The 12,310-nt window shown below is 67.8% G+C and carries 9 protein-coding genes and 1 pseudogene; 6 read left to right on the forward strand and 4 right to left on the reverse strand.

Annotated elements, in window-relative coordinates; translation table 11 throughout:
• Positions 1 to 401: 401 nt before the first annotated feature.
• The 4 genes and pseudogenes from ACOYYX_RS39480 to ACOYYX_RS39495 all read left to right on the forward strand — a co-directional run bounded on the left by ACOYYX_RS39480 (position 402) and on the right by ACOYYX_RS39495 (position 4,333).
• Positions 402 to 767, forward strand: a complete 366-nt coding sequence (locus tag ACOYYX_RS39480; protein WP_422932094.1) for a response regulator — start codon at positions 402 to 404, stop codon at positions 765 to 767.
• A 214-nt stretch (positions 768 to 981) separates the two neighbouring features.
• Positions 982 to 2,066: pseudogene (locus ACOYYX_RS39485) on the forward strand (ligase-associated DNA damage response exonuclease).
• Positions 2,063 to 3,688 carry an ATP-dependent DNA ligase gene (locus ACOYYX_RS39490; RefSeq protein WP_422932095.1) on the forward strand — a complete coding sequence of 542 codons (1,626 nt, stop codon included), beginning with the start codon at positions 2,063 to 2,065 and terminating at the stop codon, positions 3,686 to 3,688. The pseudogene ACOYYX_RS39485 and the gene ACOYYX_RS39490 overlap by 4 nt, the downstream one beginning before the upstream one ends.
• A 210-nt stretch (positions 3,689 to 3,898) precedes the next feature.
• A complete protein-coding gene (locus ACOYYX_RS39495) occupies positions 3,899 to 4,333 on the forward strand; it encodes a hypothetical protein (protein WP_422932096.1) in 435 nt (144 codons plus the stop codon).
• 702 nt (positions 4,334 to 5,035) lie between these two features.
• Here the strand turns inward: ACOYYX_RS39495 and ACOYYX_RS39500 are convergent.
• Both ACOYYX_RS39500 and ACOYYX_RS39505 read right to left on the reverse strand, forming a co-directional pair.
• A complete protein-coding gene (locus ACOYYX_RS39500; protein WP_422932097.1) occupies positions 5,036 to 5,812 on the reverse strand; it encodes a TraR/DksA family transcriptional regulator in 777 nt (258 codons plus the stop codon).
• Between the two features lie 194 nt (positions 5,813 to 6,006).
• Positions 6,007 to 7,275, reverse strand: a complete 1,269-nt coding sequence (locus ACOYYX_RS39505; protein ID WP_422932098.1) for a DUF2268 domain-containing putative Zn-dependent protease — start codon at positions 7,273 to 7,275, stop codon at positions 6,007 to 6,009.
• Between the two features lie 185 nt (positions 7,276 to 7,460).
• Here ACOYYX_RS39505 and ACOYYX_RS39510 point away from each other — a divergent pair, with 185 nt between their 5' ends.
• Positions 7,461 to 7,898, forward strand: coding sequence for a hypothetical protein (locus ACOYYX_RS39510; RefSeq protein ID WP_422932099.1), 438 nt, complete (start codon positions 7,461 to 7,463; stop codon positions 7,896 to 7,898).
• 84 nt (positions 7,899 to 7,982) lie between these two features.
• A complete protein-coding gene (locus ACOYYX_RS39515; protein WP_422932100.1) occupies positions 7,983 to 8,993 on the forward strand; it encodes an endonuclease/exonuclease/phosphatase family protein in 1,011 nt (336 codons plus the stop codon).
• Positions 8,994 to 9,062: 69 nt separating this feature from the next.
• Here the strand turns inward: ACOYYX_RS39515 and ACOYYX_RS39520 are convergent, their stop codons facing one another.
• Together ACOYYX_RS39520 and ACOYYX_RS39525 are read right to left on the reverse strand one after the other, a co-directional pair.
• The gene (locus ACOYYX_RS39520; RefSeq protein ID WP_422932101.1) at positions 9,063 to 10,385 is read right to left on the reverse strand and encodes a hypothetical protein; all 1,323 of its coding nucleotides are present in this window, start codon (positions 10,383 to 10,385) and stop codon (positions 9,063 to 9,065) included.
• A gap of 28 nt (positions 10,386 to 10,413) precedes the next feature.
• Positions 10,414 to 11,871, reverse strand: coding sequence for a DUF1501 domain-containing protein (locus ACOYYX_RS39525; RefSeq protein ID WP_422932102.1), 1,458 nt, complete (start codon positions 11,869 to 11,871; stop codon positions 10,414 to 10,416).
• Positions 11,872 to 12,310 lie beyond the last annotated feature (439 nt).

Consider the following 12,310-nt stretch of genomic DNA (forward strand, 5'->3'; position numbering starts at 1 on the left):
GTAACGGCAGACGTCATCGTCCGGATCTCGTGCGGGTCTTCGCCTCGAGCCGCGAGAAAGGTCCGAAGACGAGCCGCGAGCAAAGGGTAGTGTCCCACGAGTGCCGCCTCGTGTGCAACCTCGACCCTCGGGATGACGGGCCGGCCCCCCGCGCGGACGCGGGCGTGCCGGACCATACGAGGAAGGAGGGCATACAAAAATGAACCCTGATCCTTCGATGTATCTAGGCCACATCGGATGCGAGAGGGCCGAAGCCGGGGGCGGCTCGCGCGACCTCGACGCCCCCGGCCCGAGCCATACTCGCCTCCGCCGGCCCCGACGGTCGTCCGATGGCATGGGCTTTGCTTTCAGGAAACTCCGAGATCCGAAGTCATTCCCAAAGGTTCAGGAGGAACCCGACCATGTCCGCCCCGCGCCTCCTCGTCGTGGACGACGACCCCTATACCCGGATCGCCCTGAATGCGTTCTTCACACGCGGAGGCTGGCAAGTCTCGCTGGCCGCGTCGGTGGCCGAGGCGATCCCGCTGCTGGCCGACTCCCCGCACTGCCTGATCCTGGACCTGAACCTCCCCGACGGCGGCGGCGAGGCCGTCCTCGAAGAGGCCCGGGCCAGGTGCAGCGAGACCCAGGTCGTCGTCTGCTCGGGCGTCGACGACCCCGGCCGCCTCGCCGACATCGGCCGCCTGACCCCCGAGCTGATGATGGCCAAGCCGATCGACCTCGCCGCCATCTACAAGCTGCGCGAGGCGGCGGAGACGTTCTCGTAATTTGCCGACCCGACTTCGATTCCATCTCGCTCCTCTCACATCAGGCCCTGCCCTCCTTCCCGCTCGCCTTCCGGGGGGAGATGCACGAGAATCGATTCGACCGGCCCTCCATCGCCCGCGCATCGGGCCTGGCGGCATGGGCTTTGCCACCTCGCCTTGCACCCGGCTCGGTCGAATCAAAGAGCCATCGCGGCCACAACTTCGAGTGACTCCCATGGACGATCCGGGCCCGACGCCCGCCGATGATCTCGTGACGGTGACGGCCGACGGCCTCTACTGTCGGGCGGGCGACTTCCACATCGACCCCTGGAACCCGGTGCCGAGGGCGGCGGTCACGCATGCGCATGCCGACCACGCCCGCTGGGGTTGCGGCAGGTACCTCGCCGCCGACCCGGGCAAACACCTGCTGCGCACCCGCCTCGGCGAGGCGGCGAACATCGAGACCGTCCCCTATGGCCACGAGGTGGATCAGGGGGGTGTCCGGATCTCGTTCCACCCGGCGGGGCACGTGCTCGGCTCGGCGCAAATCCGGCTCGAGCACAAGGGGGAGGTCTGGGTCGTCACGGGGGATTACAAGCTCGACGCCGACCCGACCAGCACGCCGTTCGACCCCGTGCGGTGCCACACATTCATCACCGAGTCGACGTTCGGCCTGCCGATCTACCGATGGGATCCGTCGGAGAAACTCTTCGCCGACGTCAACGCCTGGTGGCGGGCGAATCGAGATGCCGGCAAATGCAGCATCGTTTATAGCTACGCCCTCGGGAAGGCCCAGCGGGTGATGGCCGGGGTCGACGCCTCGATCGGGCCCATCTACACGCATGGGGCCGTCGAGAAGGTGACGAAGGCTTACCGCGAAAGCGGCATCGATTTGCCCCCCACGACCCCCGCCGGTTCCGTCACCGTCGCCAGGGGCTCGCCCAGGCCCTGGCCGGGGGCCCTCGTGATCGCCCCGCCGTCGGCATCCGGCTCCACCTGGGTGCGAAATTCGAGCCAGCGTCGGAGGCGGTCGCCTCGGGCTGGATGCGCGTGCGAGGCGCCCGGCGCCGCAAGGCGGTCGACCGCGGCTTCATCCTCTCCGACCACGCCGACTGGCCCGGCCTGCTCACGGCCGTGCGCGAGACCGGCGCGACGCGCGTCCTGGCCACGCACGGTTTCGCCAGCATCTTCGCGCGGCACCTCCGCGAAGGGGGCCTCGACGCCGGCGTCATCGCCACCCGCTACGGCGACGAGGAGGAAGGGGCCGACATCGAGGAACAAGCCCTGGACCAGGACCAGGGCCAGGAGGCGGCATCGTGAAGGCCTTCGCCGACCTCTACGCCGCGCTCGACGAGACGAACCGGACCACCGATAAGGTCGCGGCGATGGCCCGCTTCTTCAAGGCCGCCCCGCCGGCCGACGCCGCCTGGGCCGTCTACTTCCTCAGCGGGCGCAAGCCCAGGCAGGCGGTGCCGTCGAAGCGGCTCCGGCTCTGGGCCCGCGAGCTCGCCGGGCTGCCCGAGTGGCTCTTCGACGAGAGCTACCACCACGTCGGAGACGTGGCCGAGACCATCGCCCTGCTCCTCCCGCCGGCCGAGGCCGCGTCGGATCGGCCGCTCGCCGACTGGGTCGAGAACCACTTGCTCCCGCTCCGGACCCTCGACGAGGAGCGTCAGAAGGCCGACGTCCTCGCGGCCTGGCTGGCCCTCGACGCCCGGCAGCGGTTCGTCTGGAACAAGCTCATCACGGGCGAGCTGCGCGTGGGCGTCTCGCAGCTCCTCGTCGTCAGGGCGCTGGCGGAGGTCTCCGGTTTGCCGACCGATACGCTCTCGCATCGGTTGATGGGGACCTGGGAGCCCACCCCCCACTTCTACGCCGCGCTCGTCGCCCCCGACGACGGCGAGGCCGACATCAGCCGCCCCTACCCCTTCTTCCTCGCGCATCCGTTGGAGGGAGAACCCCACGCGCTCGGCCCCGCGGACGACTGGCAGGCCGAGTGGAAGTGGGACGGGATCCGCTCGCAGATCGTCCGCCGAGGGGGCCGCTCGTTCGTCTGGTCGAGGGGCGAGGAGCTCGTCACCGAACGATACCCGGAGCTCGAGGCCCTCGCCGACGCCCTGCCCGACGGCACGGTGCTCGACGGCGAGATCCTCCCCTGGAAGGACGGCCAGGTCCTCCCCTTCGCCTCGCTCCAGAAGCGGATCGGCCGCAAGACGGTCGGCAAGAAGCTCCTGGAGGAGATCCCGGTCGTGATGATGGCCTATGACATCGTCGAGGACGCGGGCGTCGATCTTCGCGATCGCCCTTTGTCCGAGCGTCGCGCGAGGCTCGAGACGCTCGCCGAGGAGGTCGCGGGGCCCGGCCTGTGCCTCTCCCCCCGGCTCGCGTTCGACTCCTGGGATTCCCTGGCGACCTCGCGGAGGACGAGCCGGGCGATGGGCGTCGAGGGGGTCATGCTCAAGCGTCGGGCCGCGCCTTATCGGGTCGGTCGGGTCCGCGGCGACTGGTGGAAGTGGAAGGTCGAGCCCTTCGCGGTCGACGCCGTCCTCATCTCGGCCCAGCCCGGCCACGGCAAGCGCGGGGGGCTCTACACCGACTACACCTTCGGCGTCTGGGACGACGGCAAGCTCGTCCCCTTCGCCAAGGCCTACGGCGGCCTGACCGACGCGGAGATCCGCAAGGTCGACGCCTACGTGCGGGCGAACACGCTCGAGAAGTTCGGGCCCGTGCGCTCGGTGAAGCCCGAGCTCGTCTTCGAGATCGGCTTCGAAGGGATCCAGGCATCGCCGCGGCACAAATCCGGCGTCGCGGTCCGCTTCCCGAGGATGCTCCGCTGGCGCACCGACAAGCCCCCCGAGGAGGCCGACACGCTCGATCGCGTGAAGGCCCTTTTGAATGTCTCCGGCGAGACCGAATCGGACGAAGGCGAGGAGTCGGAGTAAGCCCCCATCGCCGGCGATTCCAGATCAGGCCGAGCGCCCTTCAGGGCATGGGCTTGGCCGATCGCCTCGCCCGCCTCCGGGCGCGGGGGCATCGCGACACGACCGAGTTTGGCATCCAAATTGCCTTACATATCTGGCAACTGAGGATTGGCCACCAAGTCCTTCGACGTCTTCAATTCGATCTGAAAACCCAGCAGCAGGAGTTCGACCATGGCGATGATGACCCAGCCGTCATTCGGGCCGCGGACCGCGGTGATGTATGTTACGACAGGCGCCCTCCTCGTCGTCTGGACGGGCGTGTGGTACGCCTCGAACCATAACAGCGCGAGCCCGCAGATGACCTCCTTCTGGATTCCCGGCCTCTTCTTCTCGGGCCTGGCGATCCTGGCGATCGGCATGTTCCTCGGCCCGCTCGGCAGGGCCGCGCGCAAGGCGGAGCTCCCCCCCGCCGAGGCCACGAATGCCGAGGCCCGGATCCAGCAGACCGCCGCCGCGAGGACGGCCCCCGTCGCGATCACCCCGAGCCCCGGCACCGCGGTCCCCGGCAATGGCACCAACGTGAAGCCCGCGCCCGCCGTCGCCCCGGCGCCCGCCGTCGCCGCCGCCCCTGCCGCCCCCGTCGCGACGGCCGCTTCCCGTGCCTGAGCGATCGCAAGCCTCGGCCCGTCGAAGTTATTTTCTCATCCTGACAGACACCCTCGGCGGGCCGACATTTCCAAGCGTGCAGAATTCATCATCTAAATGAAAGTGGGCGGCCCCTGGCCGCCCGCTTTGTTTCATCGCCAGCCAGAATCCGCCACCCTTCGATCCGACCACCGAAGCCACAAGAGCTTGGCGAGAGCGTCGGGGGTGTACCACGCGACCCCCCAGGCCGGGGTTCTCTCAAAGGGGTCGCGTCCCGACGCGAGTTCGGCCCCGACGTTCGCCCCGATCAGACCGGTGGCCGTCCGAAATTGACACCGCCGACGTGCGAGGGCATGCCTGATCCCGTTGACCAATTCTCCGTTTCCGGGTGGCCGCGGTTGGAACAACCGGGGTCGCGCAGCGACGAGAGGTCCTTCGCCTTGCGTCCCGGCCGATCCGAGGAGCCTGGATTCGGCGAGAGACCGTCCACAACGCTCGGCCGACCCACCATGACCGGTTCTCCCCGCCCCGAACGGAACCTGCCTGGACATCATCGCGGGCGGGACCAATTGGTCCCGCCCGGACAAGGGGAAGCGGCCGGCGGAATCAGGAAGAGACTCAGGCCGTTCGGTCCGCAAATGCCGGGAGGGAATGGCCGCCCGATGGGCAAGGCCATTCCCTCCGATGTTATTGGTAATGGGATGTTGGCGTGACAAGGCTACGTCACTGGCCCACGGGGCTCTCGCCAAGGCGGGGGCGGGGCGAGATGCCGCGGCCGGTCTTGCCCCCCTTGGCCCGGCGGTCGGCCACGCTGCCGCCGACGGATCCGCCGGACTGGCCGGAGTAGGTCGAGGTCTCCTCGTCGTCGCCCTCCAGGGCCTGGTCGAAGTTGCCGCTGCCCATGGCCTCTTCCAGGTCGCCGTCGTCGGGGTCGCCGTCGCCGATGTTGGTGCCGGCCAGGCCCCCGATCGCGGTGCCGCCCCCCGCGGTGCCGGCCGCGTGGATGTCCTCGCGGCTGCGTTTGCGATTCCGGCTCCGATCAGTTCCGCGACGCTCGTCGGTGAATGGCTGGTCGAAGTCGCTGAGGCCCTGCCCCGGCCGGCCGTCGTTCAGGTTGGCGCGTTCGCCGTCCCCGACCTTGGCCGAGCAGGCGGTGCAATAACGAGTATAGGGGAGCACCTCGAGCCGCTCTTCCAGGATGTCCTGGCCGCAGTGCTCGCAGACCCCAAATTCGCCGCCGTCGATGCGCCCGAGGGCGTCCACGACCTCGCGGCGGATGTAGCCTTCGTTCTCGAGGAGCGTGGCGTTGAGTTCCTGCATGTATTGCTCGGTGCCGAGGTCGGCCAGGTGCATCGGGGCACCCGAGAGGTTGCCCCCCGCCTCGCCGCCGAGCCCCGTGCGGGCCTGGTCCTCGAGGCTCTGCAAGTCCTCCCTCACCCGCCCGTCGAGACTTTCCAAGATCCTGCGGAACTGGTTGATCCGCCTGGTCGTCATCGCCATGTTCGCCTCGCTCTCCTGGGATGGGCGTCGATCGACGCCTACGCCATCCAGGCCCTTGCACAAGGCATGCCGCCGAGCCCCAGACGACCGCGCAACGAACCGCTCAAAGCCTGCGCAAAACACGGGCCTCGACTCTCGGGGAGATGACACGCATTTCTCCCCGGAATCGCCAGGCCTCTGGATACGTTGAACCGTTACTCGCGGGATTCGACCGCGGCCTTGTACTTGCCCTTCCGGACCAGGTCGGCGAAGTCCGACGTATTCAGCAGTTCGCGGAGGGCCTTCGTCTTATCTGTCGCTTGCTCATAGTAAGATCTGCAGATCTCCGAACCTAACGTGTAGCCGAGGTCGACGGGGCGTCCCCCGACGCTCGGGCTATACATCCATTTCTTGAGGTCGGACCCGTTCCGCTCCTTGCGGAAGTCCTCGAGCACTTCGGCCTCGTGCTCCTTCAGATAGCGGTGGCGAGCCCCCTCCGCGGGCCTGCCGGTGACGAGGTCGGTGAGGAAGTCGCAGGCCCCTTCCTCGATCACGGCGCGGAGGACGACGGGTCCCAGCGGGTCGCGGTAATTCTGCTGGAAATGCATCAACTCGTGAGTCATCGTCCCCGGGATGGAGCGGGTGTCCGAGATCGACTTCCTGGCCGCGTCGTCCAACTCGTCGGCGGGCATCCCCTCGCCCTTGCCGTGCTTGTCGAGCCCGATGAAGACGCCGAGGTCCGTCACCGAGCCCGCCGAGTTCAGCGTGCCGATCACGAGGTAGCCGTGGGGGAAGATCGCCTCGGGATAAAGCCCCTTAAGCCTCTTCATATTCGCAACCACTTGATCTCGGATCGGCTCCAGTTGCTCGGGCCGGAAGCGGTTCCGCAGGTATTGATAATAGCGGGGGTATTTCTTGATGGCCGTCGCGACGATCTCGTCGACGCTGTAGTAGCGGTTCGCGTAGTAGTCGCGCAGGGCGGGCGAACCTTCCAGGATCATCCTCGAGAAGAATTCTCGGGCCCTGGCCGGCTCGGCGAGGGCGAGGTCGAAGGCCTTCCAGAAGGCCTCGGCGTCGTCCGTATGGACCGCGAAGCCATCGACGTCGCCGAGTTGTTTTCGCAGGGCCTCGAGCTTCGCCTCGACGCCCGGCCAGGCCGGGTCGGACTTCAGGCGGCCGAGGCTCGGGTACTTCGTGACGACGTTGGGGTTGCGGATCCCGTACTCGATCGCATGCTCCAGCGCCTGGATCGCCCGCGCGGGCCTGCCCGCGTCGGCCCAGGCGATGGCCTCGTAGACCGCGACCAGCGGCGAGCGTAGATCCTTGTTGTTGTCCGCGAAGAGTTGCCCCAGCTCGGCGAATTTCTTGGCCTCGGTCAGGCGATCGATCTCCGGGAAGACCTTCTGGAAGTCGGGCAGCCGGGCGGGCGCCTCGGGCCCGGCCTGAAGGACCAGGAGACTCGCCAACAGGACGCTCGCGACCACGATTCACCTCGCATGCTGATGTCTGTGGCATTCCCCATCGAATGGCGGGTCCGCCCCGCCCCCCGAGGGTGCGCCGATACCTTACTCGAAACGCCCTCGGATCGCAGGGCCCGCCTCATCCCCGGCTCCGGGAATCGGAATTGCTCCTCTCATTCCGGAAAAGGCCCGGGCGAGCGGAGTCAACCATGGCGAAGAAGAACTCGGACGACGTCTCCATCGGCAAGTTCGACATCCTGGCGACCTACACCTACGCGAAGGCCTTGCTCGACGGCCTGGACGACGAGGAGGCCCGCGTGCGCGGGATGGTCGCGGCCATCATGGGGGCCAGGGCGAAGCTCGGCCGGCCGGGGAGCACCGCGAAGGATTATCGCGACGACAAGTCGGCCGCCGAGAGGAAGAAGAAGTCGAAGATCACCGCCGAGTCGTTCGACAGGCAGGTCTCCGGCAAGATGGGCCCCTACTTCGGCGAGACGTTCCTGCCCGCGCTCAAGGGCCTGGTCGAGGCGGGGCTGTCCTACGACGACGTCAAGCGCCTGGTGAAGATCCCCAAGCTCTGGGGGGCGAAGATCGGCGGCCGGGTGTTCGAGGAGCGGGCGGTTCCGCCCCGGCGGGGTCCACGTTAGAATCGATCGCCCCGGTGTGTTCGGAGTCCCGCCCTCGCACCGGCCGACGGATCGCGGCAGACATCGTCAGCTATGGAATCAATTATGAAATCACTCGCCCATCGCCGGCCCTCCGGCTCGTTCGCGGCCCTCGCCCTGCTGGGCGGCCTGGCCCTGGTTGGCTCGCTCGGCCGCCCGGCGGGCGCGCAGGAGGCTCCGTCGACCATCCGCGTCCTGAGCTTCAACCTCTGGCACGGCGGGGACGCGGGCAAGCAGCCCCTCGAGCGCACGATCGACGTCATCCTGCAATCGCACGCCGATATCGTCGGCCTCCAGGAGACGGGCGGGATCGCGCCCAAGGACCAGCCCCGGCCCGACCGCGCGGCCGAGATCGCCAGGCGGCTGGGCTGGCACCACTTCGACCAGGGGGGGCGGACGGCGATCATCAGCCGGTTCGAGATCGTCGCCCCCACGCCCAAGAAGTGGGGCGTCAAGCTGGCCCTCCCCTCGGGCCGGCAGCTCTACGCGTTCAACGTCCACCTGGCGCACAGCCCCTATCAGCCGTATCAACTCCTGGACATCCCCTACGGCGATGCCCCCTTCATCAAGACCGAGGCCGAGGCGGTCAAGTCGGCCCGTGACTCGCGCGGGAGCCAGGTCGCGGAGATGCTGGCCGAGGTGAAGGCGGTCGCCAAGGAGGGGCTCCCCTTCGTCCTCACCGGCGACTTCAACGAGCCCTCCCACCGAGACTGGACCGAGGCCACCGCCAAGGCCAAGCTCTGCCCGATCGAGGTGGAATGGCCCTCCACCAAATCCGTCGAGGACGCCGGCTTCGTCGACTCTTACCGGGCCATTCACCCCGACCCGCTCAAGTCTCGCGGCCTGACCTGGACCCCGACGACGAAGGCCGACGACCCCAAGGACCACCACGACCGCATCGACTTCGTCTTCGTCGGCCAGTTCGACGGCCCCAAGGTCGAGGTCAAGGCCGCCCGGATCCTCGGCGAGTCCCCCGACGCGGCCGACATCGTCGTCACTCCCTACCCCTCCGACCATCGCGCCATCGTCGCCGAACTCGAGCTCTCCCCCGGCAAGCCCGCCACGCCCGAGAAGTGAACCGGGCGGCATTGAGCACATTTTCACTTCCCGACATGACCGCCCTCGAATCTCTCATCACGAGGGCGGTCACGCCTCGGTCCAGACCTTCTCCGGCTCGGGTTGGATGCGCGAAGACTCTACGTTCGGCCTAGTCTCGGCCACGAGCGGCGCGAGCAACCCGCCGAGAATGGCGGCGATCAGGGCGAGCAGGCAATGGCCGATGTCCTGATAGGTTTCGAGAAATCCGTCGTGATCCTCGCCGGTGGTCTGGCTGGTGATCTCCAGCAACCCGCCCTTCACCTCGTAGGTCATGGTGAGTTGTCGCAACGCGAGGTCCAAGCTCGTCCTGAGTGGTTCGTCTTCGAGATCGATCTCGATCGGGGATGACATCGTCTTCTCGGACTCTTGAATCCCGACTGGATCGACATATATGGGTAATTTTCGGCCATCCGAGCAACGGACCGTGGCCCGGAGATAGGCCACGACCTCCGAGAGCGGCGTCGCGTTGGGGAATCGCATCGGGATCCTCTGATCGAGGGCCTCGAGGATCTTCTCGTTCTCGGCGTAGATGCTCCGGCGATCCCAGATGGATTGCCTCGAAAGCGGCGGCAACCATTCGCGGAGGTTGAAGACCAGCGCATCGCCGATGGTGCGGGATGGGCTCCGATCCCAGGCCGGGCAGCTGAAGATGATTTGCATGTAGGTCAGGCCGAACAAGGCCGCGCCCACCCAGGTCAGGCGCCGACGACCTCGCCCGAAGATAGCCCCGAGCGTCACCAGGCCGAGCAGGATCCAGGTCAGGAAGAAGATCGTGCCGCTCCAGAGCCCAGGCCTCGCCCTCGGCCCGGTCACCGCGATCGCCCCGATCAGGATGAACCCGAGGGCCAGGATCGTCGCAAGTCGTCGCCAATCGCCCGATCTCAAGCGGTGCAGGAATCGTGTGCTGACGACCTCCCCTCCGGGACTGGCCCCCGGCCGAGCGTAGATCGCACGCGCCGTGAAGGCTCCCAGGGTTGCGGCGAGGAGACCCCAGAGGCAATGCCCGATCTGCTCGAATGGGGCGACGGCTCGATTGTCTCCAAACCCGATAGTCCGCGGGATCCCCGTCGAGTCCGGGCCGCCGAGGCCCGTCCGGATCGTGTCGAGCAGGGTAATCGTCGGCAACTGATGCGGAGACTGATCCGCCAGTTTCAGATAAGTCCACCCAAACGCCAGGAACCCGAGCCACCAGGCCCGATCCGCCCCCCGTCGGCAGATTGCCCCGACGACCGCCAGGGCGAGGAGGCCGCGGATCGTGAGTGTCAGGATGCCTGCCCACATCTGATTTTCGGCGCGCAAGGCGGCCAGGCCGAGCGACGCCACAAGCACTGTCGTCATCAGGCTGGCGATTGAGAAGCGAGGCGTCCGCATCGTGGCCACTCCCTGACGTGATAGAGAATCAGGCGAGGATCGGCTTGACGACGTGGCCGTGGACGTCGGTCAGGCGGAAGTCGCGGCCCTGGAAGCGGTAGGTGAGATGCTCGTGGTCGAAGCCGAGGAGGTGGAGGATCGTGGCCTGGAGGTCGTGGACGTGGACGGGGTCGCGGGCCACGGAGAAGCCGAGCTCGTCGGTCTCGCCGTATTCGAATCCCGCCTTCACCCCCGCGCCGGCCAGGAAGAGGCTGAAGCAGTCGGGGTAGTGGTCACGGCCCAATAGCTTGCTGGCGGCCGTGCGGCCTTCGCGAAAAGGGGTCCGGCCGAACTCGCCCCCCCAGACGACCAGGGTGTCTTCCAGGAGGCCCCGGCGGCCGAGGTCGCGGATGAGCGCCGAGACGGGGCGGTCCATCGAGGCGCATTTGCGCGTGAGGCCATCCTCGATGTCGGAGTTCGGGCTCGTGCCGTGGAAGTCCCAGCCCCAGTCGAAGAGCTGGACGAAGCGCACGCCTTGCTCCAGGAGCCGTCGGCCGAGCAGGCAGTTGTTGGCGAAGCTGGCACCGCCGGGGGTCGCGCCGTATTCCTCGAGGATGTGCTGCGGCTCGCGGGCGATGTCCATCACCTCGGGGACGGCCGACTGCATCCGGAAGGCGAGCTCGTACTGGGCGATCCTGGTCAGGGTCTCGGGGTTGCCCAGCTCGGCCGCCTGCAACGCGTTCAGCTCGTTGAGGGCGTCGAGGCTGAGGCGCCTCAGGTCCCGGTCCATGCCGCCGGGGTTGGAGACGTAGAGGATCGGATCCCCCTTGGAGCGGCACTGGATCCCCTGGTAGACCGACGGGAGGAAGCCGCTCCCCCAGATCGCCTGGCCGCCGCTCGGCTGGACCCCGCTCGAGATGAGCACGACGAAGCCGGGCAGGTTCTCGTTCTCGGAGCCGAGGCCGTACGTCACCCACGAGCCGAGCGAGGGCCTCCCCTGCCTCGCCGAGCCGGTGAACAGGAGCAGCTCCGCCGGGGCGTGGTTGAACTGGTCCGTCGTCATGCTCTTGATCAGGCAGAGGTCGTCGGCGACGCCGTGGAGCCTCGGGATCGCGTCGGACATGGATAGGCCCGACTCGCCGTAACGACCGAACGTCCTTCGCGTGCCGAGCAGCCTGGGAGTCCCGGTCGTGAACGCGAACCGACGCCCCTTGGTGTAGGCGTCGGGGCAGTTTTCGCCGTCGTGCTTGACGAGCTGCGGCTTGTAATCGAAGAGGTCGAGGTGCGGAGGGGCCCCCGACATGTGCAGGTAGATCATCCGCTTCGCCTTCGGCTCTCGCGGTGGCCTGCGCTCGGCGAGCGGGTTCGTCGGACTCGTCGAGGCCCCGCCGGCGCCGGCGCCCCGGTTCACGAGCGAGGCGAGGGCCATCGAGCCGAGGCCCAGGCCGCAGCCCTTGAGGAAGTGTCGGCGAGTCTCGGCCTGGATCCGTTCGTTTCGGGGATGCATGCGGGGGCCTCGATACGAGCGTGGCTTTCAGGCGGGGGACGTCGGCCCATCGACCCGAAGGCGGGGCCGTCGGAGAGTTGCCGATGGCCATCCAAGGTTGTCGCACCCCGGCCCGCAAGTCAACGTCAGGCCGGGGGCGGCGACGAATCGGATTCGGGCGATGGCCTGTCCAGCTCGCGCAGGGCCTGGAGGATCCAACCGACCGACACGCCCGTCACGGACTGGCAGGCTGCGTTGTATCCGTCGTGGATCCCGGGCAATGGCCCCCTGCGTCTACCCCCGTCACAAACGTCGCCATTCGCGGCCAGGGCTTCGGGATGACCGTGAGAATGAGCTTCGGCCGCCAGGCGTCAGGTTCAGATGCCGGGAGCCGGGCGCGAAACCCGCAGCGCGGGATGCTCGGCGTTCGTGCGTCCTCAAATCCCGTCGAGGCCGCAAT

Origin of the sequence: Singulisphaera chitinilytica (genome assembly GCF_049331405.1) — a bacterium.
Taxonomy (GTDB): domain Bacteria; phylum Planctomycetota; class Planctomycetia; order Isosphaerales; family Isosphaeraceae; genus PoT.

Excerpts from the sequence above, each read along its gene's own strand:
- ACOYYX_RS39480 (WP_422932094.1), top strand. The coding sequence starts at position 402 with ATGTCCGCCCCGCGCCTCCTCGTCGTGGACGACGACCCCTATACCCGG.
- ACOYYX_RS39495 (WP_422932096.1), top strand. The coding sequence starts at position 3,899 with ATGGCGATGATGACCCAGCCGTCATTCGGGCCGCGGACCGCGGTGATG.
- ACOYYX_RS39500 (WP_422932097.1), bottom strand. The coding sequence starts at position 5,812 with ATGGCGATGACGACCAGGCGGATCAACCAGTTCCGCAGGATCTTGGAA.
- ACOYYX_RS39510 (WP_422932099.1), top strand. The coding sequence starts at position 7,461 with ATGGCGAAGAAGAACTCGGACGACGTCTCCATCGGCAAGTTCGACATC.
- ACOYYX_RS39515 (WP_422932100.1), top strand. The coding sequence starts at position 7,983 with ATGAAATCACTCGCCCATCGCCGGCCCTCCGGCTCGTTCGCGGCCCTC.
- ACOYYX_RS39520 (WP_422932101.1), bottom strand. The coding sequence starts at position 10,385 with ATGCGGACGCCTCGCTTCTCAATCGCCAGCCTGATGACGACAGTGCTT.
- ACOYYX_RS39525 (WP_422932102.1), bottom strand. The coding sequence starts at position 11,871 with ATGCATCCCCGAAACGAACGGATCCAGGCCGAGACTCGCCGACACTTC.